At 36.4% G+C, this 24,622-nt stretch carries 27 protein-coding genes; 17 read left to right on the top strand and 10 right to left on the bottom strand.

What is annotated here, in order from left to right; genetic code table 11:
- Positions 1-42 precede the first annotated feature (42 nt).
- From ABLB98_RS07680 to ABLB98_RS07640, 9 genes are all read left to right on the top strand, one after another.
- Positions 43-639, top strand: coding sequence for a 6-carboxytetrahydropterin synthase (locus ABLB98_RS07680; RefSeq protein WP_348882511.1), 597 nt, complete (start codon positions 43-45; stop codon positions 637-639).
- A gap of 45 nt (positions 640-684) precedes the next feature.
- Entirely contained in the window at positions 685-1,398 is a 714-nt protein-coding gene (gene ung / locus ABLB98_RS07675; RefSeq protein WP_348882562.1) for a uracil-DNA glycosylase, read from the top strand.
- Positions 1,395-2,519, top strand: coding sequence for an enoyl-CoA hydratase/isomerase family protein (locus ABLB98_RS07670; protein WP_348882563.1), 1,125 nt, complete (start codon positions 1,395-1,397; stop codon positions 2,517-2,519). The genes ung and ABLB98_RS07670 overlap by 4 nt, the downstream gene beginning before the upstream one ends.
- A 5-nt stretch (positions 2,520-2,524) precedes the next feature.
- Positions 2,525-3,049: a tRNA adenosine(34) deaminase TadA gene (tadA, locus tag ABLB98_RS07665; RefSeq protein ID WP_256415044.1), complete on the top strand. Its 525-nt coding sequence runs from the start codon at positions 2,525-2,527 to the stop codon at positions 3,047-3,049.
- A gap of 66 nt (positions 3,050-3,115) precedes the next feature.
- On the top strand, positions 3,116-3,556 hold the full coding sequence (locus ABLB98_RS07660; protein ID WP_005159930.1) for an SRPBCC family protein: 441 nt from the start codon (positions 3,116-3,118) through the stop codon (positions 3,554-3,556).
- Positions 3,557-3,565: 9 nt separating this feature from the next.
- Complete coding sequence (cmk, locus tag ABLB98_RS07655; protein ID WP_348882512.1) at positions 3,566-4,246, top strand: (d)CMP kinase; 681 nt, start codon at positions 3,566-3,568, stop codon at positions 4,244-4,246.
- A 115-nt stretch (positions 4,247-4,361) separates the two neighbouring features.
- On the top strand, positions 4,362-6,044 hold the full coding sequence (gene rpsA, locus ABLB98_RS07650; RefSeq protein ID WP_005159935.1) for a 30S ribosomal protein S1: 1,683 nt from the start codon (positions 4,362-4,364) through the stop codon (positions 6,042-6,044).
- A gap of 156 nt (positions 6,045-6,200) precedes the next feature.
- Entirely contained in the window at positions 6,201-6,503 is a 303-nt protein-coding gene (locus ABLB98_RS07645; protein ID WP_348882513.1) for an integration host factor subunit beta, read from the top strand.
- Between the two features lie 18 nt (positions 6,504-6,521).
- The gene (locus ABLB98_RS07640; protein WP_005159942.1) at positions 6,522-6,875 is read left to right on the top strand and encodes a lipopolysaccharide assembly protein LapA domain-containing protein; all 354 of its coding nucleotides are present in this window, start codon (positions 6,522-6,524) and stop codon (positions 6,873-6,875) included.
- A gap of 253 nt (positions 6,876-7,128) precedes the next feature.
- Here ABLB98_RS07640 and ABLB98_RS07635 read toward each other — a convergent pair whose 3' ends face one another.
- Positions 7,129-7,545, bottom strand: coding sequence for a hypothetical protein (locus ABLB98_RS07635; RefSeq protein WP_348882514.1), 417 nt, complete (start codon positions 7,543-7,545; stop codon positions 7,129-7,131).
- A gap of 185 nt (positions 7,546-7,730) precedes the next feature.
- Between ABLB98_RS07635 and pyrF the strand changes: the two genes are divergently transcribed.
- Entirely contained in the window at positions 7,731-8,411 is a 681-nt protein-coding gene (gene pyrF / locus ABLB98_RS07630) for an orotidine-5'-phosphate decarboxylase (protein WP_005159948.1), read from the top strand.
- 22 nt (positions 8,412-8,433) lie between these two features.
- On the opposite strand, the gene ABLB98_RS07625 is transcribed toward pyrF, so the two are convergent.
- On the bottom strand, positions 8,434-9,351 hold the full coding sequence (locus ABLB98_RS07625; protein ID WP_249571204.1) for a lysine exporter LysO family protein: 918 nt from the start codon (positions 9,349-9,351) through the stop codon (positions 8,434-8,436).
- Between the two features lie 48 nt (positions 9,352-9,399).
- Positions 9,400-10,914: an NAD(P)/FAD-dependent oxidoreductase gene (locus ABLB98_RS07620; protein WP_348882515.1), complete on the bottom strand. Its 1,515-nt coding sequence runs from the start codon at positions 10,912-10,914 to the stop codon at positions 9,400-9,402.
- Positions 10,915-11,069: 155 nt separating this feature from the next.
- Here ABLB98_RS07620 and ABLB98_RS07615 point away from each other — a divergent pair, with 155 nt between their 5' ends.
- The 4 genes from ABLB98_RS07615 (at position 11,070) to ABLB98_RS07600 (ending at position 16,534) form a co-directional block, all read left to right on the top strand.
- Positions 11,070-12,089, top strand: coding sequence for a helix-turn-helix domain-containing protein (locus ABLB98_RS07615; protein ID WP_348882516.1), 1,020 nt, complete (start codon positions 11,070-11,072; stop codon positions 12,087-12,089).
- Positions 12,090-12,209: 120 nt separating this feature from the next.
- A complete protein-coding gene (zapE, locus tag ABLB98_RS07610; RefSeq protein WP_249571201.1) occupies positions 12,210-13,355 on the top strand; it encodes a cell division protein ZapE in 1,146 nt (381 codons plus the stop codon).
- A 285-nt stretch (positions 13,356-13,640) separates the two neighbouring features.
- Entirely contained in the window at positions 13,641-15,803 is a 2,163-nt protein-coding gene (locus ABLB98_RS07605) for a malate synthase G (protein ID WP_348882517.1), read from the top strand.
- A 62-nt stretch (positions 15,804-15,865) separates the two neighbouring features.
- Complete coding sequence (locus ABLB98_RS07600; RefSeq protein WP_348882518.1) at positions 15,866-16,534, top strand: SOS response-associated peptidase family protein; 669 nt, start codon at positions 15,866-15,868, stop codon at positions 16,532-16,534.
- Positions 16,535-16,579: 45 nt separating this feature from the next.
- Here the strand turns inward: ABLB98_RS07600 and ABLB98_RS07595 are convergent, their stop codons facing one another.
- On the bottom strand, positions 16,580-17,044 hold the full coding sequence (locus tag ABLB98_RS07595; protein WP_004662340.1) for a MarR family winged helix-turn-helix transcriptional regulator: 465 nt from the start codon (positions 17,042-17,044) through the stop codon (positions 16,580-16,582).
- Between the two features lie 700 nt (positions 17,045-17,744).
- Positions 17,745-18,602: an alpha/beta fold hydrolase gene (locus ABLB98_RS07590; protein WP_348882519.1), complete on the bottom strand. Its 858-nt coding sequence runs from the start codon at positions 18,600-18,602 to the stop codon at positions 17,745-17,747.
- A gap of 133 nt (positions 18,603-18,735) precedes the next feature.
- On the opposite strand from ABLB98_RS07590, the gene ABLB98_RS07585 reads away from it, so the two are divergent.
- Positions 18,736-19,191, top strand: a complete 456-nt coding sequence (locus tag ABLB98_RS07585) for a hypothetical protein (protein ID WP_348882520.1) — start codon at positions 18,736-18,738, stop codon at positions 19,189-19,191.
- Positions 19,192-19,223: 32 nt separating this feature from the next.
- Here the strand turns inward: ABLB98_RS07585 and ABLB98_RS07580 are convergent, their stop codons facing one another.
- Together ABLB98_RS07580 and brnQ are read right to left on the bottom strand one after the other, a co-directional pair.
- Entirely contained in the window at positions 19,224-19,466 is a 243-nt protein-coding gene (locus ABLB98_RS07580) for a hypothetical protein (RefSeq protein WP_005159983.1), read from the bottom strand.
- A 402-nt stretch (positions 19,467-19,868) separates the two neighbouring features.
- A complete protein-coding gene (brnQ, locus tag ABLB98_RS07575; RefSeq protein ID WP_348882521.1) occupies positions 19,869-21,179 on the bottom strand; it encodes a branched-chain amino acid transport system II carrier protein in 1,311 nt (436 codons plus the stop codon).
- Positions 21,180-21,530: 351 nt separating this feature from the next.
- On the opposite strand from brnQ, the gene map reads away from it, so the two are divergent.
- Positions 21,531-22,325: a type I methionyl aminopeptidase gene (gene map / locus ABLB98_RS07570; RefSeq protein ID WP_005216427.1), complete on the top strand. Its 795-nt coding sequence runs from the start codon at positions 21,531-21,533 to the stop codon at positions 22,323-22,325.
- A 26-nt stretch (positions 22,326-22,351) separates the two neighbouring features.
- Here the strand turns inward: map and ABLB98_RS07565 are convergent, their stop codons facing one another.
- Together ABLB98_RS07565 and ABLB98_RS07560 are read right to left on the bottom strand one after the other, a co-directional pair.
- The gene (locus ABLB98_RS07565; RefSeq protein ID WP_005216426.1) at positions 22,352-23,269 is read right to left on the bottom strand and encodes a LysR family transcriptional regulator; all 918 of its coding nucleotides are present in this window, start codon (positions 23,267-23,269) and stop codon (positions 22,352-22,354) included.
- Positions 23,270-23,323: 54 nt separating this feature from the next.
- On the bottom strand, positions 23,324-23,752 hold the full coding sequence (locus ABLB98_RS07560; RefSeq protein ID WP_348882522.1) for a guanosine-3',5'-bis(diphosphate) 3'-pyrophosphohydrolase: 429 nt from the start codon (positions 23,750-23,752) through the stop codon (positions 23,324-23,326).
- Between the two features lie 80 nt (positions 23,753-23,832).
- Between ABLB98_RS07560 and ABLB98_RS07555 the strand changes: the two genes are divergently transcribed.
- Positions 23,833-24,156, top strand: a complete 324-nt coding sequence (locus tag ABLB98_RS07555; RefSeq protein ID WP_348882523.1) for a hypothetical protein — start codon at positions 23,833-23,835, stop codon at positions 24,154-24,156.
- A 51-nt stretch (positions 24,157-24,207) separates the two neighbouring features.
- On the opposite strand, the gene grxD is transcribed toward ABLB98_RS07555, so the two are convergent.
- Positions 24,208-24,549, bottom strand: coding sequence for a Grx4 family monothiol glutaredoxin (gene grxD / locus ABLB98_RS07550; RefSeq protein WP_004662328.1), 342 nt, complete (start codon positions 24,547-24,549; stop codon positions 24,208-24,210).
- Between the last annotated feature and the right edge of the window lie 73 nt (positions 24,550-24,622).

Here is a 24,622-nt window from a genome sequence, read left to right as displayed (position 1 = left end):
TTTATAATAAAATCTGTTTGCAGATATAGATCAGCTTGGTGCATGTTAATTCGTAAATTATTTAAGTTTGAAAATGCTCATATTGTACGTAATTGTACATCAGATCGCTGTAAGCGTTCGATTCACGGGCATAGTTATAAAGTTGAATTACTGTTAAAAGCCTCAAAATTAGATCATGGGCAAATGGTCTATGATTTTGGTCTATTAAAAGGTGTGATTAAAGAGCTTTTTGACAGTTTTGATCATGCAATTTGTTATTGGCAAAAAGATGATCCTGAATATATTCAAGCGTGTAAAACTTTTAGTGCACGTTGGGTTGGGTTGCCAGTTTCACCATCAGCTGAACAGTTTTCAAGGATTTTCTTTTATCTAGCGCAACAGGTGCTCGCTTCAACCACAACACAGAATGGTGAGGGTGATGTTGAGGTCTATTCAGTGATCGTGCATGAAACTGATACAGGTTACGCACAAAGTTTTTTAGAAGATATTGAAAATGAGCAAATGGGTTTACTTAGCCTAGACCAAATTATTTTTTCAGAGCAAGTACAAGTTGAGTGGAGCGATCCTCAAATGTATGAAAATCTGAAAAATGGAATTAAATTCCAAAATCCAAATGTAGAGTTACAAGTTAATATTTAGGTCAGCAAGATTTAAATGTTGGAGTCGTTATTTCAAGGAATGTTGATGCAATTTACTGAACAGCAGCAGGAAAAACTTAATAAAGTTCAGTTGGACGAGTCATGGAAAATCTCTTTGTCAGAATTTCTACTCAGTCGGAAAATGGATCATTTAAGAGAGTTTCTACAGCAACAAATCCTTGCTCAGAAAACGATTTATCCACCTAGCAAGCAAATTTTCAATGCATTGAATACAACCCCGTTACAGGATGTAAAAGTCGTGATATTGGGTCAAGATCCATATCATGGCCCTAATCAAGCTAATGGTCTAAGCTTTTCTGTACAAAGAGGGGTTGCATTACCACCATCTTTGCGTAATATTTTTCATGAATTACATACTGATCTCACAGTGCCGATTTCACGTCATGGGGATTTAAGTAAATGGGCTGCTCAAGGGGTATTGCTATTAAACAGTGTACTCACTGTTGAAGCAGGACAGCCAACTTCTCATCAAAAACAAGGCTGGGAAGAATTTACTGATGCTGTAATTGATGTGTTAAATGAACAGCGTGAGCATGTTGTGTTTATCTTATGGGGTGCTTATGCACAACGTAAAGGACAGCGCATTGATCGAAATAAACATCTAGTGTTAACAGCAGCTCATCCATCACCGCTTGCTGCAAACAGAGGTGGTTTTTTTGGCTGTAAAGTATTTTCTAAAACAAATCATTATTTGAAACAACATGGCATTGAGCCAATAGACTGGCAACTGGACGCATAATGACTTCTCCCGATTTAAATAGTTATCACCCAGATTTAATCATCGAAAACGCTAAAAATGGTTGGCGTATTGTTCGTTTAAACCGACCAAAATCTTTACATGCACTTGATGAGTCAATTGTGAGCGCTTTATTGAAAGTATTTGAATATTTTCATGAAGATGACAGTGTTAAAGCAATTTGGTTTGATTCAACCACACCGAAAGCATTTTGCGCAGGTGGTGATGTTCGTAAACTCCGTCAACTTGTCATTAATAATGAAGTAGATACGGCAAACAAGTTCTTTGAACAAGAATATGCGCTTGATTTATTGCTTCATAACTATGTTAAGCCAATCGTAGTTTGGGGTGAAGGTTATGTCATGGGTGGTGGTTTAGGACTATTCATGGCCGCGCCTTTCCGTCTAGTCACACCTTATTCACGTCTTGCAATGCCTGAAATCAATATTGGTCTCTATCCTGATGTAGGGGGGAGTCGTTTCCTTGCAGATCGTGGTCAAATTGGGCTGTTTACAGGTTTAACGGGTTCAATCATGACTTCAGCTGGTGCTTTTAGCATTGGTTGGGCAACTCATATTTGTGAAGCACAGCGAGATAATGTTCTTCAAAAAGTTTTGAATGTGGATTGGAATCATTATCCTGCGGGTGCTTTCCGTGCAATCGATGATACTTTAAATAGTCTACATCGCCCTGTATCATCAGGTCCGTTACAAAATTCAATCGATGTGATTCATAGCGTATGTCGTGGTCAAAGTTTTGAGTATGACTATCAAGCGATTATTGGTTTGAGTGATGCAAGTAGTGATTGGTTACGTCAGGCAAGTGAGAATCTGCAAAAAGGTTCTCCAAGTACTGCTGCGATTACATGGTTGCTATGGCAATGGGGTAAGCAAGGACATGCTTGGGATGAAGTTTTTGCACTAGAATCACAAATCTCTGATTGGAAAATCCGCCATCCAGATTTTGTTGAGGGTGTCCGTGCACGTTTAGTTGATAAAGACTTATCACCAGAATGGAAAGCAGCGGAAAAGATTACATTGAAAGATATTTTATCTGATTGTGCTCCAGTAACTACAATTGATAGTTGGAATGCTTTATTAAGACAATATGGTGTTATTGCTTAAAATCGATGAGTATAGACGTCACAATTTCAGAAAACTTTAATGATGAATATTGGATGCAGTTTGCTTATGAGCAAGCTGCACTAGCTGCTTCGCAGGGTGAAATTCCTGTTGGAGCGGTGATAGTGAGTCAAGAGAAAGTTATTGGTGCTGGTTATAATGCACCAATTAAACAATCTGATCCTACCGCTCATGCTGAAATTCAAGCTTTACGTGCAGCCTGTCAATCATTGAATAACTATCGTTTACCAGATGATGCCATATTATATGTGACGCTTGAACCTTGTACGATGTGTGTTGGTGCACTCATTCATGCTCGTGTCAAAAAAGTAGTGTTTGCTACGACAGAGCCTAAGGCTGGTTCGTTGGTCAGTGCTCGACAATTATTAGAAAATGGCTATTACAATCATAAATTCGTATTTGAACAAGGTTGTATGCAAGCTGAATGTTCATTGCAATTAAGTGAATTTTTTAAACAAAGACGAGAAGAAAAAAAGAAAACTCGGCTATTAAAAACGTCCTTAAATGATTAAAAATGTCTCATTAGTTGTGGCAAACTATGCCTCCGAAGATTTTAGCTAAATCAAAAAGGCAAAGTTATGCGTAACGCAATCACCATACAAAAAGAATTCAACGCACCAATTTCTGAAGTTTTTGACTTATTGTCAAAGCACGCAACTTATAGTAAAGCATTTGCTCCTTTACAAGTTGTACGTGTAAAAGATTCTGCTGATCCTCAGCGTCCAGATGGAATCGGTTCAATTCGCCGTATGGGCTTTGGACCAATCAAGCCTCTTCAAGAAGAAATCACATTACTAGAAGAGAATAAGCGTATTGAATATAAATTGATTAATAATCCTTTGGTTAAACACCATCTCGGGCAAATTGATTTTAAAGAAATCACACCGTTTATTACTTTAGTGACTTACAAGATTGAATTTACAGCAAAAGCGCCTTTTGTAAGTAAATTAGTTCTTGCACAACTCAAAGCAGCGATTACACTAGGTTTTTCAAAATTAGCGAAGTCAGTTGCTTCATAAGAGACGGGAATGACAGTTCATATTATTACGATTGATGGTCCTAGTGGTTCTGGTAAAGGGACCTTGGCAGCCAAAATAGCTGCTTATTATGGTTTTAATCTATTAGACTCTGGTGCTTTATATCGTTTACTCGGGCTGTCATTATTTCAACGTGGCTTACTTGATCAAATCGACTCTAATTTAGGTCAATGCATTGAATACGCAACGAATTTAGATATTGAATTTAAAACGACTGAGGCTGCGACCCTTGTTTTACTAGAAGGTGTAGATGTCACAAATACCATTCGTACTGAACAGGCCGGAGAATATGCCTCTAAAGTTGCAACTGTTCCTGAATTAAGAAAAGCATTATTTGCGCGCCAACGTGCATTTATTCAAGCCCCTGGTTTGGTAGCTGATGGACGAGATATGGCGACATCAATTTTTCCAGAGGCTCAAGCTAAAATATACTTAACAGCATCGGCTGAATCTCGAGCAGAGCGTAGAGTAAAACAGTTGCAGGGTATGGGTCTTGATGCTAAAATAAACGACATTTTATCTAACATACAGGCTAGAGATAAAAGAGATATGGAGCGAGCTGTTGCTCCGCTCAAGCCAGCTGAAGACGCGTATATCATTGATAGTTCTACGATAGGCATCAATGAAGTATTTCAGTTAATGGTGAACTATATCGATAGCCGTATTCAATAGATAGACCATTTTATTTTCAGTTGAAGCATTGCTTGATCAGATTTTTTGGACAATGTAACAACTTAACTAAACCGGCCTTGTCTGATCCAAGACCGCGGACTTTATCAGGTATATCATGACCGAATCTTTTGCAGCCCTCTTTGAAGAAAGTGAATTAAACCTCAACGTTGAAAAGGGTGCAGTCATCCAAGGTACTGTTGTTAGTATCGATTCTGACTGGGTTACTGTTGACACTGGCCTTAAATCTGAAGGCGTAGTTGACCGTGCTGAATTTTTAAATGAACAACGTGAACTTGAAGTTCAAGTTGGCGATACTGTTGACGTAGTTGTTGAAGCGCTTGACAACGGTATGGGTCAAACAGTTTTATCACGTGAAAAAGCGAAACGTGCTGAAACTTGGACTAAACTTGAGAAAATCTTTGAAGACGGCGAAATCGTTACTGGTGTTATCTCTGGTAAGGTTAAAGGTGGTTTCACTGTTGACATCGGTCCTGTACGTGCATTCTTACCAGGTTCTTTAGTTGACACTCGTCCTATCCGTGACACAACTCACCTTGAAGGTAAAGAGTTAGAGTTCAAAGTAATCAAACTTGATGCTAAGCGTAACAACGTTGTAGTTTCTCGTCGTGCAGTTATGGAAGCTGAATCTTCAGCTGACCGTGAAGCATTACTTGCTCAACTTGAAGAAGGTCAAACAGTTACAGGTACTATCAAGAACCTTACTGATTACGGCGCGTTCGTTGACCTTGGCGGTATTGATGGTCTTCTACATATCACAGATATGGCTTGGAAGCGTATCAAGCACCCTTCAGAAGTTGTTGAAGTTGGTCAAGAAGTTACTGTTAAAGTACTTAAATTTGACCGCGAGCGTAACCGCGTATCTTTAGGTCTTAAGCAATTAGGCGAAGATCCATGGTTAGCGATCATGAGCCGTTACCCTAAAGGTTCTATCGTTAAAGCACGTGTAACTAACTTAACTGACTACGGTTGCTTTGCAGAAATCGCTGAAGGCGTTGAAGGCTTAGTACACGTTTCAGAAATGGACCACACAAACAAAAACATCCACCCATCTAAAGTTGTTCAGATCGGTGACGAAGTTGATGTTATGGTTCTTGAAGTTGACGAAGAACGTCGTCGTATTTCATTGGGTATCAAACAAACTCGTGCTAACCCATGGGAAGAGTTTGCTAAAGCAAATGAAAAAGGCGAAAAAGTTTCTGGTACGATCAAGTCAATCACTGATTTCGGTATCTTCATCGGTTTATCTGGTGGTATCGACGGTTTAGTACATTTATCTGACATTTCTTGGAACGAACAAGGCGAAGAAGCTATCCGTCGTTACAAGAAAGGTGACACAGTTGAAGCAGTTATCTTATCTGTAGACGCTGAAGGTAACCGTATCAGCCTTGGTATCAAGCAATTAAACAGCGATCCATTCAATGATTTCTTAGCTGCGAACGAGCGCGGTGCTTTAGTTAAAGGTACTGTAACTGCTGTTGATGCTAAAGGTGCTACAGTTAAATTAGCTGATGACATCGAAGCAACGCTTAAAGCTTCTGAAATCAACCGTGACCGCGTTGAAGATGCAACTAAATTCTTAGAAGTTGGCCAAGAAGTTGAAGCGAAGATCATCAACGTTGATCGTAAATCTCGCTCTATCAACTTGTCTATCAAAGCGAAAGACGAAGCTGAAGAGAAAGAAGCTGTGAACAATGCTCGTCAAGCAGCAGCAGCTCAAGTTTCAGAAGCTAATGGTCCTAAGACTATTGGTGATTTGATTAAAGCTCAAATGAAGTAATTTGTTAAAAGGTACATTTCTTGTAACAGAGATGTACCTTTTTATACAAAAATACTGCAAACGGTAGCGTAGTATCGATGTACTGCGCTACCGTTTTGTATTTAAACAGGTTATTATTAAAATATTGAAAAGTAGCAATAATTAAAGAGGTCAACGATGACTACTGACGCACTTAACAAATCTGATTTGATTGAACGGATTGCCCTTAAAAACCCTCATTTGGCAGAACCGTTGGTCGAAGATGCAGTTAAAATTATGATTGATCAAATGATTGAAGCACTTTCGAGTGGCGATCGTATTGAGATTCGTGGTTTTGGCAGTTTTGCATTACATCATCGTGAGCCACGTTTAGGGCGTAATCCTAAAACTGGTAAATCAGTTGATGTTGCAGCAAAAGCTGTACCGCATTTCAAACCAGGTAAAGCACTTCGTGATGCAGTAAACGAGACTGTTGATTAATAAAAAATTGAGGTGTTCATGCGTTATATCCTTATAGCATTACTCATCGCCATTTTTGGTTATTCACTTGCTCTAGTTTTACAAAATCCAGCAGAATTAGAAGTAAACCTATTGTTTACTCAAGTTCCTGCGATGCGTTTAGGTTTATTGCTTTTATTGACTTTGGCATTAGGTGTCGTGGTCGGTTTACTTCTAGGTGTTCAAGTATTTCGAGTTTTCCAAACGAATTGGGAAATTAAACGATTACGTAAAGATATTGACCACCTCAGAAAAGAGCAGATCCAACTTGCTCAGCAAGCAGCCGCAGAAGCTGCTGCAAGCGTAAGACATGAAAAAACTGTTTTAGATGTTTATCCGAATGATAAGATCTAATAGTTGAATTGCTATTTAGTATTGAAAAGGGCTATTTCACAATTGAAGTAGCCCTTTTAGTTTTTGATTAAAAAAAACACTTAATTAATTTTAATTTCATTTTTCAAGTTCAATTCAAGCTGATCTATAAATTGATTAAAAGCATTAAAACTTTTTTCTACTACGATTAATGCAGTTTCATTCATTTCTCGCGTTATAGGCATGTTTTCAAAAACGTTTTCTTCATCGCCTACAGTATGTCCAGTTTCTTGCCTTAAATGAGTTTCACTACATATCTTATAAGTGCCGTTTGATTCGAGACCAAGCCTATTAATTCGTAAGTTAGTTTACGGCTAGGTGACATGTCATCACACCAAATAAATCTAAGGGTGTTGGTAAGTTCTTGTTTATTGTTGAGCTCGAGTGTTTCTAGGTCATGCAAATACCAAGGCCAATGATTAGCATCTTCTTTACAGTGAACATTGATTGCTTCTTCATATTCATTCTGTGGAAAATTAAAGGGCAGTACATATTTATTTAAATCCGCAAAGCTCATTATAAAGTGAGCAAGATTGGGCAAGAATTTTAAGCGTTGTTGTATGGGTATTTCTTGATTTTTCAGAATCTTAAAAAAATGATGGTGACTAAATTGATGCCTTTTTATGCCTATTGCAGTCTTAATCGTTTTCATTTTTAACCTTATTCGTTTTTAATTTATTTTAAGATTAAAATTTAATCAAATTTTACTATTTGGTATGTTTTAGTTTTGTTGTTGCAACTTAAATGTGCGAAGTAAAAATGTGTTGAATGAAATTTTACACTTAAATTAAAACCTATTTATAATAGCGACTTTGAATCAACTGGGAAGAAACGCTCTTGAGTATCATTGTTGCACTAGATGCAAAAAGCGAATATGACGCTTTAACGATTGTGGATCAGCTTGATCCTGCTTTATGTCGTGTCAAAGTGGGCAAGGAACTTTTTACTCATGAAGGTCCAAGTGTTGTTAAAACTTTACAAGATAAAGGCTTTGAAGTTTTCCTTGATTTAAAATTTCATGATATTCCTAACACAACTGCTCAAGCTGTTTGTGCTGCGGCAGATCTAGGTGTGTGGATGGTCAATGTTCATGCTTCTGGCGGTCGAAAAATGATGGAAACCTGTGTTGAAAGACTCAAAGCAGGCAATTATCAAACACAACTTATTGCAGTTACTGTGTTAACTTCTATGGGGCGTGAAGATCTACGTGATATTGGTTTAGACATCGAGCCGGTAGAGCATGTCAAACGTTTAGCTAAATTGACTCAAGAAAGTGGTTTGGATGGCGTAGTTTGCTCAGCACAAGAAGCTAAGATTCTTCGTGAAATGTTGAATGCTGATTTTGCATTAGTTACCCCAGGCATTCGTCCAGAAGGTTCAAATGCAGATGACCAAAAACGTATCGTTACACCTAAACAAGCTATGCTTGATGGTTCGACGCATTTAGTGATTGGTCGCCCGATTACAAAGGCTGAACGTCCAACAGAAATGTTGAAGTCAATTTTGGCGTCTATCTAAGTTTATTTAGTTTATAAATACCTTAGAACTTGAGATTTAAGAATAGGCTGATTAATAAAGGCGCAAGAAGCGATAAAATTAATCCGCTCATCATTGCATGTGGTACGTAATGCGTGCCACATGACTGTTTAACCATTGCAAGGGTGACATCCATTGAGGTTGCTCCAGCACTCGAAATCGCTGAACGTGGAAAACGCCAGCCTAGACAATACATAAGAAGAATGGCGAAAATTTCTCTGAAGAGGTCGGTTAATAAGGCAATGCCACCAAGTCGTGCTGAATGTAATTCAGTGAATAGAATGCCAGACATTGAGTACCATCCATATCCCTGAGCTAAAGCCATTATTTCATTTAAGTTAAAGTGATTAGATAAAATTAAATAATTCACGATTGCTGCTAAGCAGGAACCAACAAAGGCTGCAGCGGGAACCAATAGTACTTTCCAACTTAACCAACTGCGATCAAATTGCGTAAAAGCAAGCTCAATGCCAATCAAAAAGATAAATATGAGTAATAAATACCAACTATTAAATGCAATTTGTAGGTTAGATTGAGTGACTAGTATTCCAAGTAAAATCCCTAAACCTAATGCTAGAAATGCTTTAGCGATATTCTTGAGTGCATTGATAAAGAGGTGTAATGAAATTTTTCCTTGTATGCTTTGACGATCAATCAGTTTGTAAGTAATCAGACAGATAAAGAAAGAACCAACTGATGTAGTAAATGCAATTAATAATGCAGGTGGTAATATTGCTGCTGGATCTGAGATATGATTCAAAGCTTGAGTCAGTTCAAATGCAACACTCATTAATAATAAATAAGAAAAATAGGGTAAAATTTTAAATACAAATTGTTTAATTCGCTGTGATAGTTTTGGGGCGAGAAAATAGCCTAAGCATATTGCGATAAAAATTTGGAAGATAAGAACAAAAGATTGCATAAAAAAAAGCAGGTTACGAATAACTTGCTTATTATGAAGAATTATTGGTTAGGCTGCATTGTTTTTTGCATTTGTTGCTGTATGAATAAAATTATAGTCAGCGACATTTACTTTACGTGTTTCTAACCAATATTTCCAAGTATATGTTGGCCATAATGAGAAGTTTTTACCATCGGCTGCTTGATACCAACTACTGCATCCACCTGCTTGCCAAACTGTTCCTTTGAGTTGTTCCTGCACACGATCATTAAATTGATCTTGTACCTGTTGTTTAATCTCAACAGCTTGAGAACCTGTTTTATCTACGGTTTGAATCAATTGCAAAATATAATTCACTTGAGATTCAATCATAAAAATAATAGAGTTATGACCTAAAATCGTATTTGGACCTAATAGTTGGAATAGGTTAGGGAAGTTTTTCGTACTAACACCATAGTAGCTTTCTGCACCATCTTTCCAAGCTTGCTTAAGTTCGATTCCATTACGACCAACACAATCGAAATGCTTTAAGTAAATACGTGGGTCAGTAATGAATCCCGTACCATAAATCAAACAGTCAATTTGGCGTTCTTTACCATCTTTGGTAATAATGCCGTTAGCTGTAATTTCCTGAACGCCATCAGTAATTAATTCAACATTTTTACGGTTGAACGTTGGGAAGTACTTATTTGAAATCAAAATACGCTTACAACCCATCACGAAGTCTGGTGTAAGTTTTTTAGCGAGCTCTTTGTCTTTGACTTGAAAGCGGATAAATGCTTCTGCAAGCTTTTGACCATATTTCATGATCTGTGGTTGTACGATAGGTACGACACGTGATTCGTTGCTCAAATACAAACGAGTACGATGAATTTGACGATAAATATTTGAAGCTTTAAATAAAGATTTGCTTAATTGTGAATATTTACGTTCATCACGTGGAATGACCCATGCGGCAGTACGTTGGAATACATAAAGCTGTTTCACTTCTTGTGCAATCTCGGGGATATATTGAATTGCACTACCACCAGTACCAATAGAAGCAACAGATTTACCTTCTAAGCTGTATTGATGATCCCATTGTGAAGAATGGAAGACTTTACCTTTAAATTTTTCAATTCCTTTTAAGTGAGGAATTTGTGGAACGTGTAGGGGACCAGAAGCAAAAATAACAAATTGAGCTTCAATGGATGGTTGATCTTTAAAATCTAATAACCAAACATTACGATTTTCATCAAACTCAGCATGAGTAACTTCATGATTGAATTTGCAATAATCTTTTAATCTATATTGTTGAGTAATATCTTGGATATATTCAAAAATTTCATCAGCTTCAGCGTAACGTTTTGACCAATCTGTTTTGGGAGCAAACGAAAGTGAATACATGTGTGATTGAACATCACAGGCAGCACCCGGGTATTGATTTTCACGCCATGTGCCACCAACGTCATTGGTTTTTTCTAAAATTACAAAATCATTCATTTGACTTTGTAATAGTCGAATAGACATTGCTAAACCACCAAAACCTGCACCAATAATTGCAACTTTAGTTTTTTGAATAGCATTTTGGGGTACATCACGCATAGTCCACGCCCTACACATCTAAATTTTATGCAAGTTTAAAGGTTTTGTAGAGATTAAATATGATTGTATAGACGCAAAACTTGATCATTTCGGCAATTCATTTATTCGTATTTTTATAGTACAACGTTAAAGTTTTGGGAATTGCATTCGGAATTATGAAGAGATCTATCCTCGGATTGATGTATTTAATTCAAGGCATGCGTCATGTGGGCATTGATGTTGATGCTCGTTTAGCAGACATTGGAATACAAGCCGAAGCTTTAGATCCGAGTTCAATTATTCCAGATGAAATTGAATGGGATATTTTACAGTATATTAGTCAAGATATTTCTCCTGAACAAGGCTTAATCATTGGTCAACATTATGCGCTTGCAGGGTATGGCCCATTCTTGATGCTGCTTGTTACAAGCGATACTTTACATAAAGCTCTGTTAAATGGTGTGCGATTTCAGCAATTGACACATCTGTTTGGTTCATTACAACTAAATATTAAAAAAGATTACATCCATTTTCATTATCAACCAATTGATTTAAATACACATTTAGGATTATTTCGTGCTCAATGTGAAATCTCAGGAACTTATAAGTTCTTACAAGATATTTTTAAAATGATGGGGCTTGAAATCCCTAATATTCGTATTGAATTACCTTTTAAAGCACCTAAAGAATTAGAATTAATAGTGGCTTATCAAGACTATTATGGTCAGGATGTAAAATTTGAATGTCAGCATGCCTCTTTTATTCTAGAAAATACTGACATTTTAAATATAAAAATACCATCTGCTGATGTTCTTACTTACCGTGTCTATGAAGAAAAATGCCTACAAGATCTGAATAAATTGGAACGAAGTAGCCGTGCAAAGTTGACCATTTTAGAATATGTCGAGGAATATCTTGAAATGCAAAATGGTGTAATACCTACAATGTCTGAAACAGCATGTGCGTTAAAGATTCCTGAGAGGACTCTAAGACATAAATTGCAGCAAATGCAAACAAGTTATAAGGAAATACGCGAAAGGCTCATTAAGCAGAAAGCATTAAAGTTTATTGAAAATAGTGCGTATTCAATTGAGCAAGTTGCGGAAATGTTAGGTTATTCTGAACCTGCTGCATTTAATCATGCGTTTAAACGATGGTTTGGTCAAAGTCCAAGACAATATAATCGTAATCATTAAAATGATTAAAAAATGGTACATTATGATGTTTAAACTCCATGATAATTAAGCCTAAAATCTAATGCCTTTGGACTTAATGTTCGATATAATTTTCACCAATTAAAATTGTAATAACACCTTATGTTAAATTCTAAACCAGACTCACATAGCACTTCATTTATGCCGATCTCACCTGCGGAGCGTTATGCTCAAGCAATCGAATCAGGTCAATTCATGCCAGATGAAGCTCAAGCTCAGGCAGTGCAAGAGTTAGATCGAGTATGGAAAGAGTTGCTTACTCGTTATAAAGCCTCAAAGAAAGCGTTTAGACGTTTCCGTCGTCAAACCTACCCAAAAGGTGTTTATATGTGGGGTGGCGTAGGGCGTGGGAAAACATGGTTGATGGATCAATTTTATGAGTCAGTTCCATTTCGCCGCAAAACACGCATGCATTTTCACCATTTTATGCAACATGTCCATAAAGAATTGAATAAGCTTTCAGGTCAACGTAATCCATTAGATTCTGTTGCGGATCAAATTTATAAAAATGCGGTTGTCATTTGTTTTGATGAGTTTTTTGTATCAAATGTGACGGATGCAATGATTATTAGTGATTTATTTCAAAAGTTATTTGAACGTGGCGTCACGTTGATTGCAACGTCTAATATTGCACCAGAAGGTTTATATAAAAATGGTATCCATCGTGACCGTTTTCTTCCTACAATTGAATTGGTTCAGAAAAACTGTACGGTTCTGAATGTAGATGCTGGTGTTGATTATCGTTTGCGTGTTTTGAAGCAGGCTCAATTATTCAAACATCCATTGAGTAATGATGCTCAATCATGGATGTATGAGCGTTTTCAAGCGCTGACACAGACACAAACGCTCTTTAATACACCTATCATGATTAACAATCGTATTGTAGAAACGCTTGGGCATATAGAAGATGTATTGTGGTGTGAATTCTCTGAGTTATGTTTTAAACCACGTAGTCCAGCTGATTTCATTGAAATTGCTAATATTTACAACACGGTACTGGTAAGTAACGTGCCGCATTTAACTGATTTTCTCTCAGAAGGAACCCGTCGCTTTATTTATTTAGTGGATGAGTTTTATGATCGTGGCGTGAAATTACTTTTAACTTCAGAAGATTCAATTATTGATCTTTATGAAGGTGAAAAATTAGCATTTGAAATTGAACGAACACGTTCACGTTTATTAGAAATGCAATCCGATGATTATCTGCATTCAGAGCATCGTCAAATTCAGGTTTCAAAAACTTCATAAATTATAAAGGCATTCTCAGGAATGTCTTTTTTATAAATTCATATAGAGAAAGCTTTATTCTTAATTGAATTTTGTTATAACTAAATGAGTTTTAAAAAGTGAGTATGTCGCAGAATAGAAGTAGCTAGATCAAAACTTGGTTTTGGTGTTTATAAAAATTATATTTGTCAATACTTAGACTAAGAAAATGCTTACTATTTAGCAATGTGATATTACTATTCAGGCTAGTATAAATCGGTATACTAGGTTTCTTGTTATAAAAAGTTAGCATCATCAGGAAAGACAATGACTGTACGTATTCAACAAGGCAAGCTAGCGATTGCTAAAGAACTTTACGATTTCATCGAAAATGAAGCTTTACCAGGCTCTGGTTTAGACAGTGAAACTTACTGGAAAAATTTCGAGCAAGTCGTTGTCGATCTTAGCCCAAAGAATAAAGCACTATTAGCTAAGCGTGATGAAATTCAAGCTAAGATTGATGAATGGCATCGTAATAATGAATTTGAGTTAAATGCGTATAAAGCATTTTTAACTGAGATTGGTTACTTAGTACCAGAAGTTGCTGATTTCCAAGTAACGACTGAAAATGTAGATGAAGAAATTGCATTATTAGCTGGTCCTCAACTTGTTGTGCCAGTACGTAACGCACGCTATTGCTTAAATGCTGCGAATGCACGTTGGGGTTCATTATACGATGCACTTTACGGTACTGATGTAATTTCTGAAGAAAATGGTGCAGAGAAAGGTAAGGGATACAACCCAGTCCGTGGCGATAAAGTAATTGCTTTCGCTAAAGATTTTCTTAATCAAACATTCCCACTTGCTCAAGGCTCTCATGCCGATGCAACTAAATATGCAGTTGATCACAATCGTTTAGTTGTAACTTTAAAAGATGGTTCAACAACCTCTTTGGCTCATGAAGTTCAATTTGTTGGCTTTAATGGCGATGCTGCAAACCCAACTGAAATCGTTTTATTAAATAATGGCTTGCACGTTATTATTGATATCGATGCAAATAGCCCAATCGGTAAAACTGATGCGGCTGGCGTTAAAGATTTAACTCTAGAAGCAGCAATTACAACTATTCAAGATTTGGAAGATTCTGTTGCAGCTGTTGATGCAGAAGAGAAAGTTGAAGGCTATCGTAACTGGTTAGGCTTAATGAAGGGTGACTTGCAAGAGTCAATCGAGAAAAATGGTAAAACCATTACTCGTGCATTAAACAAAGACCGTACAGTTCAGAACTTAATTGGCGGTACTACAACGCTACATGGTCGTTCATTAATGCTTCTTCGTAACGTTGGTCATTTAATGACTAACCCTGCGATCCTTGTAGAAGGCCAAGAAATATTTGAAGGTATTATGGATGCATTAGTTACTCCATTACTTACAATTGCAGATATTCGTGGCGAAAACGAAAATAAGAACTCTCGTAAAGGTTCTATGTATATCGTTAAACCAAAAATGCATGGTCCAGAAGAAGTTGCATTTGCAGTTGAATTATTTGAGCGTGCAGAACAAGCACTCGGTTTACCTGCAAAAACTCTCAAAATCGGTATCATGGATGAAGAACGTCGTACTTCAGTTAATTTGAAAAACTGTATTGCTGCTGCAAAAGACCGTACGATTTTCATTAACACTGGTTTTATGGATCGTACGGGTGATGAAATCCATACGTCTATGGAAGCAGCGCCAATGGTACGTAAAGAAGCTGTTAAAGCTCAGAAATGGATTGCTGCTTACGAAAATCGTAACGTTGCAATTGGTTTGGCATGTGGCCTACAAGGTAAGGCACAAATTGGTAAAGGCATGTGGCCAAAACCAGATAGCATGAAAGATATGTTGGCGACTAAGACAGCTCATCCAAATGCGGGTGCTTCTTGTGCATGGGTTCCATCACCTACAGGTGCTGTACTTCACGCAATGCATTATCATCAAATTAATGTAAAAGCACGTCAAGACGAATTGGCTGCTGAAGATATGTTGACTTTAGATGATTTGTTAACGCCTCCTTTTGCACCAGAAACAAACTGGAGTGCTGAAGAGTTGAATAACGAACTTGAAAATAACTGTCAAGGTATCTTGGGTTATGTTGTACGTTGGGTTGATCTAGGTGTAGGTTGTTCTAAAGTGCCAGACATCAACAACGTTGGTTTGATGGAAGACCGTGCAACTTTACGTATTTCTTCTCAGCATGTTGCAAACTGGTTGCGTCACGGTATCGTAACGAAAGAACAAGTTGAAGAAGTACTTAAACGTATGGCTGTGATTGTTGATCAGCAAAATGCCAATGATCCGCTTTATACGCCAATGGCACCAAATTTTGATGGTATTGCATTCCAAGCTGCCGCTGATTTGATCTTCAAAGGTGCTGAGCAACCTTCTGGTTATACAGAGCCATTGTTACACGCTGCGCGTTTAAAACTTAAAGGTTATACAGGTGATTAATTTCATCTAAAATAAAAAGCCTCCTCGGAGGCTTTTTTATTAAGTAAGGTGCTTGTGATTTTATGTGTGCTAACTACAAACCAGTAACACTTGAGCAATTACAACAACTTGAACTACCACTTGTTCCTTTTAACTATCTCGATGAGATTTATCCAAGTTATAAAACACCGTTATTATTTAAATCTGAACATGGATTGGAGTGGCGAGAAGTATTATTTGGTTTAGTGCCGAAATGGGCAGAGGATATTAACAGCTCTAAACGTGCTTATAATGCTAGACATGAGACCATTTTTGAGAAACCAAGCTTTCAGGAGGCAGCTTATAAATGCAAGTTCGGTGTAATTCCAGTCACTGAGTTTTATGAAAGTAAATATACTGGAAATAAACCTCAACGATGGGGTGTAAGGCGTAAAGATGGCAGAGCCTTTTTTATTGCTGCACTTTATGAAATTTGTAAAATCAATAATCAAATTATTCGTTCAGCAGCGATGCTCACAATGAACGCAGTCGACCATCCGATGATGAAAGAATTTCATGAACCTGGCGATATAAAAAGATCAGTTGTCATCATTCAACATGATCGTCTTGATGATTGGTTGAGTTTAAAACAACCACATCAAATGATTCAATTTATGCAAGGGTTTCCAGTCGAAGAGTTTGAATGTTCACATGTACCTAAGGCAAAAATAGCAAAACAAACACCTCAGTTAAATATGTTTGATCTTTTCTAAATAAAAAAGGTTTCTAATAAGAAACCTTTTTTTATATTTTATCAATCAACGAGCAAGATTTTTAAACATATGTTTTAAAATTTCCATCGTCTTTTCAATTTGCAATGGTGTTAATCCATCAAATGATTGTTCTAATATTACAGAGGTTAGATCATTAATTTTAGTAATCATTTCTGTACCCTTATCAGTAAGATAAACGCGGGTAATACGACCATCTTCTTTACATGAATAAGTTTCAATATATCCCTCATCTTTAAGGCGATATACGATTTTTGTGGTTGTAGACATTTTAGAAATCACCATGTCTGAAAGTTCAGACACGCTTGCATGTGGTTTGACATTTAATGCAATTAAAATACGACGGCGAGAGTTGTCTAAACCATACTTCTTAAGTACGTTATCGATATTTTGAACGTACTGTGCATTTACTTGAGAAATCCAGAAATAAGGAAAGTCTTCTAAGTTAAATGTTTCTGATGTAGGTAAAAAACGCGCATATTTTTTAGGCATTAAGTTATTTCCTATGCTTGTTACACAGAGTTGTTAGATACAACTCCTAAATTCCATGAAATGTCTACAATTTATACGCTAGAAAAATGATGAAATCTAATTTTTCTAACATTCCATTTATAACAAATCTTCCTAAAAATGGTTGTATAACCATCTTTGCTTAGGATAGGGGTATCATCATGTAAACTACATAAAACTGTTATTAATGATGGTCTTACCTATCCATCTTACCCCAATTGTATTTCTACAGTGCTGCATTGTAGCTTATTTGTAGAACAAATGTATTGTAGAAAATAAATACAAATTATGACGTGACTTTTTTATAAAAGATTCTGTCTAAAATGTCATATAGCTTTAAAATTATTACATTTGTAAAATAAAATAATCGAAAAAACAAATTAAATACATATATTTGAATTTAACATTTGGTTAAAAATTAAAATCCATAGTGCTGCTAAAAAAGTTGAATAAATACATTCTTTATCACATTTAATCATTATTAGTTAATTAATTTGCTTAAAAAGAATACAAATGTAGTTTTATTATTTAATTTTATATTGTTAAAAAATAATTCAGTGTAAAAAACTTCTACTTAGTTATGTCATTTATAGTTTATGTAAATAATTGTAAATTAAAAAGGCGCATCTAAATAGGATTACAAATTTAGATGCGCAAAAGGGTAAAGCTGTGAGTTTAGGGATTACATTCTCAGTTCTTTTTCTAATACGGGCCATAATTTCTGATGTGATTTTTTGAACATCAGCATATGTCCAATTTGTTTGTAACCATATTGTTGTGGTTTCAATTCAATCAAATTGGTTTGAGCATTAGGATAAAGTCTGAGTAAATCTTTAACATTTGCCTGTGTTGCGATTTCATCATCACTTGCCCAAATTGATGTAATCGGACAGACAATCTCTTGGTGATAATCAGCAAAAATACTTTTACCAATTGCATTGATGACATAACCAGGTTGACTACAAAATTCAGCCCATTGTTTTGCTACATTTTTAGGTAAATTTTCACCCATACCAATAAATTGTGTTGCACCGTATCCTTTAATAGCACTGGATATTGGAAAAATGACATTAAACATTAATGGAGCAAGAAGTTTAGTTTTTCCTTTTAAGCCTTTTACATGACCTGTTGAACCAGCGATTGCGACAACTTTAGCAACTTTTTGATGGTTAGGGTTGATTCCAAGTAATTGACCACCGGCACTATGTCCCAAAATAATCACTTGTTTAGCTTGAGCGCGATTCAAGAGTGTTTCGATGGCTGCGGGAATATCTAATAACCCCCAATCATTGATACTGGCATTCGAATTTTTCAGTGCCCCATGTAAAGATTGACCTATTCCTCTAAAGTCAAAACTTAAGACCTTGTAGCCTTGTTGATTTAACCATTCAGCAAATGAGTGATAAAAACCTTTTGTAATACCTGTTGCTGGACAAATTAGAATCGGAAATGGTTTAGTGGCATCACTTGCTGGATAATACTGTGCTGCAAGTTGGTAACCATCTTTACAACTGATCCAAAATGATTCAAATGTAGTCATTTGAGAAATACTCTTGTCTGGACATATTTCCAGTTTATACAAGTTCCAAAAAGAAACCTGTTTAAAAAATGACTTAAAAGTCAAATTTTATGTAATATAGCTATTTTTGGAAAAACCATTTGGGGAAAAGGGAATGTTAATTTTAACCAGTGCAACCAAATTGGCGATCATTTTTAGTGGAATATTTCTTTGGGTAGGGATGCTAACTGGTGTTTGGAAGTATTATCAAATTAGAAATACAGAGCTTGCACGTGCACATTATTATGTCGATATTGCACATCGCAGTAGTTTGCTTTATGCCGCTGCGAGTTTAATCTTGGCTGCATTAAGTTATTTTACAAGTTTATCGGATAGTTTGAGTCTATTTTGCGTTGTGGCGAATTTATTCTTTTTCTCAATGTCGATTTTGGTCTATATCATTCATGGAATGTTAAAAGATACAACGAATCAGTTTAAGCAACCGCATAAGTTAGGGCAGTGGTCGATTCCAAGATGGTGTATGACATTTTTAATGTTGGGTTTAATAATGGTCGAATTAGGTGCTACAGCAGTATTATTATTAGGAACAATCTTAAAATTTACCAGTTAGAAAAATGGATGATTACTCATCCATTTCTTATATTAAAAATTCTTTTGGCGCTCAGCACTTATCTGTCGAAACTTTCGATCAATAATCCCCCACGTACAAAAGGCTAAAGACACGATTAAAGCGTATGCAAAATATTCAGGTTTTAAATTACCCTTAATAGTGCCTTGCAATAACAGCGTCGCCATTAATGCAAATGTCGTAATTGCATATACGATGGAATCATTGGTCTTTAGAGTGTCAATGAAGACTTGCTTGTTGAAATGTAATGAGAACATCTCCATCCCTCCTTGAGTAGTGATGACAAAAGCTAATCGTTTTTGTCAGAATTAAGATTAAAGTTGTACTTTTATTTTTTCAGTATTTCAATAGCTAATTTCACTATTTTTTAAATAAATTTATGAATGTATTGATTTCTATATAGATTGAACATTTTTTGAGTGTATTAAGGTTATTTTTATTATGAATAGTGGTGTGGGTTTTTTACAATTTGAAAAAGTTGCTGAAAAGATGTTGTTGTGATTCAGATCAAATACAGTGTGAATAATACGGGTAGAGGTAGATACAAATAAGATAAAAAATAATTTGTCGTAAACAAAAAATGTAAGTTGGATAAAAGAACATTTTTTGTATAGCTAAAATTATGTTTGGGTAAAACATCATTTTAACGACAAATCATTTTAATTTTGAGAAGCAGTATTGCTAGAGAATCGATCTACAGCAATTGCGATAACGAGTACGACCAATGAAGGCAATAACCAAGCAAGGTTCTGTTCATTCAACGGTAAATTATTAATGAATTGAGGGAGTTGTTCAGAGAATCCAGCCGCTTTGAGTCCTTCAATAATGCCAAAAAGAAAAGCAACAGCAGTAACAGAGCTCACGACAGTTGAAGGTTTATTCCAATATTTCCAGAAGAAACTCATCATAATCACAACAATCGCTGGTGGATAAATTGCACTCAACACTGGAACAGAGAACGCAATTAGTTTTGTTAAGCCTAAATTAGAAATTAATAATGAAAATCCAATTAAGATAAAAACTAATAATTTATACGGTAAGCCTGTTAATTCAGTGAAATATTCCGCACATGCACAGGTAAGGCCAATTGCAGTTACCATACAGGCAAGAAAAATCAAACCAGCTAAAAACAACGAACCTAGATCACCAAAGGCGTGTTGTACATAAGCATGCAGAATTACTGCACCATTCGCTGCATTCGCCGCAACTTCATGGCTACCTAATCCAAGTTTAAATAGGCTGATATATACTAGGGTTAAACCTACACCAGCAATTAAACTCGCGATAATCGCATATTTGGTGATCAGCTTTGAATCTGTCACTCCACGAGACTGAATCGCTTGAATAATCACAATACCGAATACTAAGGCACCCAAAGTATCCATCGTTAAATAGCCGTTTACGAAGCCTTCAGAAACAGGACTAGTCACATACTTATGGATTGGTGGAGAAATATAGCCAGTAGGGATAAGGATTGCTGCAATACCAAGAACCGCTAGAGCAGCAATTTTTAAAGGAGCTAAGACGTGACCTACTGTATCTAATAATTTATTCGGGTAAAGCGAGATCACAGTGACAAGTGTAAAATAAATAACACTATAAATCAGTAGACTGCTATTTGATGTACCAAAATATGGAGCAAATCCTATTTCATAAGAAACAGTTGCAGTACGTGGTGTGGCAAATAATGGTCCAACAGACAAATAACAGACAATCGTGAGGAGTAAGCTAAAAAAGCGTCCAAGTGGCGAGCTGATAATTTCAATAGAGCCTTGCATACGAGACAAAGCCATAATGGTAATTACAGGTAGACCGACTGCGGTAATTAAGAATCCAAAAGCAGCGAGCCAAACATGCTCACCTGCTTGTTGCGCAACGATAGGGGGGAAAATAATATTGCCAGCACCAATGAAGAGTGCAAAGGTCATGAAACCGAGAGCAATAATATCTCCTGTACGAAGATGGTTCATAAAAGGGAGGTATAAAATAAAAGTGCGGATTCTAGAACAAATTTGTAGTCATTTGAAACTAATTTTATGTGAAATTTGGTTTATTTTTGTCTAATAAGAACTGATTAAAATCATATAATTAGCATTGGTAAACTTAATTTATTGAAAAGATTTTAAAAGTAAAAAATATAGCCCTTTATACTTTTTTACTATGATGCCGATTGAAATTAAATGTAAAATAATAGCAGCCGTTCAATCTTAAAACGATTGAAGATTTTTGTACGACAGCGTACAACTGTTGAAATACGAGATGCAGTACAAAAATGAATCTGCATGTTGCATTAACCTATATTTAAATAAGGAAAATCTCGAATGAGAGCTTCTACTGTGACGATTAAATCTGAGCAAGATATTGAGAAATTACGTATCTCAGGACGTTTAGCGGCACAAGTATTAGAAATGATTGGTGATTATATTAAGCCCGGCGTTTCAACTGAATATTTAGACGATATTTGCAACGACTATATCGTAAATACTTTGCAGGTGATTCCAGCCAATGTGGGATATCACGGTTTTACCAAGACGACATGTATTTCAGTCAATGAAGAAGTGTGCCATGCAATTCCTTCCGCAAAGAAAATTTTGCAAGAAGGCGATATATTAAATATCGATGTTGCTGTAATCAAAGATGGTTATTTTGGGGATACCAGCCGCATGTATTTTGTGGGCGAGCCGAGCCCAGAAGCCAAGAAACTGGTGGAAACAACTTATGAAGCCATGCTTGCAGGGATTCATACGGTAAAACCAGGTGCGACACTCGGTGATATTGGTTATGCAATTCAATCCGTTGCGCAACGTGAAGGTTATAGTATTGTCCGAGAATATTGTGGTCATGGTATTGGTCGTATCTATCATGAACAGCCGAATATTTTGCATTATGGTCAAAAAGGACAGGGCATGACCTTGAAAAAGGGTATGGTATTTACGATTGAACCGATGGTGAATGCTGGTAAACGACATGTGAAAGAACTGAATGACGGATGGACTGTGGTGACACAAGATAAGTCCTTATCAGCGCAATGGGAACATATGGTTGTTGTTACTGATGATGGTTTTGAGTTGTTAACACCTTGGCCAAATGGAACAGGGCACTATCCAGCGGTGTAATGTATTTAAAAAAGAGCTTGAATGATTCAAGCTCTTTTTTTATTCGGTGATTCTGTTAATTGTTCTACTAAATAATCGATAAAGACTCGTACAGCGGGTAATAGACCTCTACGTGACGGATAAACGGCATGGAAAATACCATGTGGGGCAGTCCATTCAGGTAAAACTTTGACCAATTGGCCTGATTTTGTGAAATCTTGTGCAATACTATCTGGTAATAAAGCAATTCCACAATTTTGACTTGCCAATTCCGCGAGCATCAACAAATTCGAACCCATAATGACAGGATTTACTTTAATTTTCTTTTGTTGATTTTCAGGTCCAAATAATAAAAAGTGTTGATCTAGATGTTCTTCGGACATACTGATAATACGATGCTCAGATAATTGTTCTGGCGTTGTTAAATGACCGAATTCATTTAAATAAGCTTGACTAGCAAATAGACGTTGCTCAATTGCTGTAAACTGACGCAAAACCAAATTAGGGTCATCGTCTAGCTTAGAGCGAACACGTAAGGCGAGATCAACGCCTTCGTTAATTACATCAATTCTGCGATTGCTTACCATCATTTGAACCCGAACTTCAGGATACTTCTTTAAAAAGCTCGGTAATATTTTCGCCATTTGATTTTGTGCAATATCAACTGGAACACTGACTTTAATTACACCGCGTGGTTCGCTACTTAAGTGATTGACAACATCATGTGCAGCTTGGGCTGCATTCATCATCACTTGAGCATGACGATAAACATCCATACCAATATCGGTAACGGCAAAGTGTCGTGAACTACGTTGAATTAAGCGTACACCCAGCTGTTCTTCGAGATTATAAACTCTGCGACTTAATTTGGATTTAGGAATATCAGTTGCTCTTTCAGCCGCACTAAAACCACCATGTTCGACAACAAGGGCAAAGCAATAAAAATCATCTAAATCCGTTAGCATTACGCTATAAACTCCAGCTTTTGTGATTAGGGTGAATCATTATAAAAGAGATTATTAAACATTTTGGAGTAATAATAAATCTCGAACCTGTTGATATTCGTTTAGTCGCTCAAAGTCTTTGCTTGTTGGCGATGAAATCCGAGACAAGTCCATATTGTCATTGATATCTGCTAATTTAACAACACGTGCGATTGGATTTTGTCGCGCTCGTTGAGCTGCTTCTAGACGAGTTTCTCCTTGTTTTTTAGTAAGCGCGACGATTGCGTCAATGATATGCTCTTGAAAACCGAATTGGTATAAATCTTCAATCGTTGTTTCTGTATCTTCTAAAATATCATGTAAAACGGCCACAATTTTATGTTCAATCGTAGGAACATTTAACATGACTCTTAATGGATGCAATATATAGGGGGCATTTGCTTTATCTACTTGCCCTTCATGTTGTTTTGCTGCTAGAGAAATCGCTTGTTCAAGTGTTGCCATAATTTAAATCCCTGTTATTCAGATAGATTCACAGATCGTATTCTTTTAAACTAAATCCAAATTTTCTATGCTTTAAAATTATGACATACCAACTTATAAACGTTATCGATGCGAGTCAAAACATTGCATGTCCATATTGTCATCAAGCTGTTTTAGATTGGGAACAAGAACAGTATGTTCAGCCGTGTGAGCATACCTTGTTTATGGCGATGGATTTAGGTTTTGAATTTATTGCTGATCGTTTTGAAGAAGTTCTACCACAGTCGGTTGATGAAATTCATGAAGATCCAAGTATGAATATTTATAAGACCATTACTCAGGCGAACTATCCAAATCTACAAATTTACAAAGCCGATTTAGGGGTAGAAGGTATGTTTCGGTATGTTGGTTTCAGCTTAAACTAAAACTCATTGCAATAAAAAAGCCAATCATTTGATTGGCTTTCATTTTTTAGCTTATGCTTCAGGAGCAGGGCTATACTGTTCAACTAATGGCTTTAACTCACCATTTTGGAACATTTCAAGCATGATATCGCTACCACCAATGAGCTCACCGTTTACCCATAATTGTGGGAATGTAGGCCAGTTTGCAATTTGAGGTAATGTTGTACGAATATCTTGATTTTCCAAGATATTTACATAGGCAAATGGGCGACCAATTTGGCTAAGTGCTTCAACTGCACGCGCAGAAAAACCACATTGCGGAAATTGTGGAGTGCCTTTCATGTAAAGTAAAACAGGGTGTTTCGCAATTTGATCACGAATTAACGCTACTGTATCACGCGCTTGTTCCGTCATAGATAGATCCTCAACTAATCTTCGTAAATTATATACTGAAAAACAGTTTTGCGGCTATTGCTAAAGATTTTTC

Origin of the sequence: Acinetobacter yuyunsongii, from assembly GCF_041021915.1 — a bacterium.
Taxonomy (GTDB): domain Bacteria; phylum Pseudomonadota; class Gammaproteobacteria; order Pseudomonadales; family Moraxellaceae; genus Acinetobacter.
The sequence above is the reverse complement of the archived record's forward strand: the minus strand, read 5'-3'. Positions and strand labels throughout refer to the sequence as shown.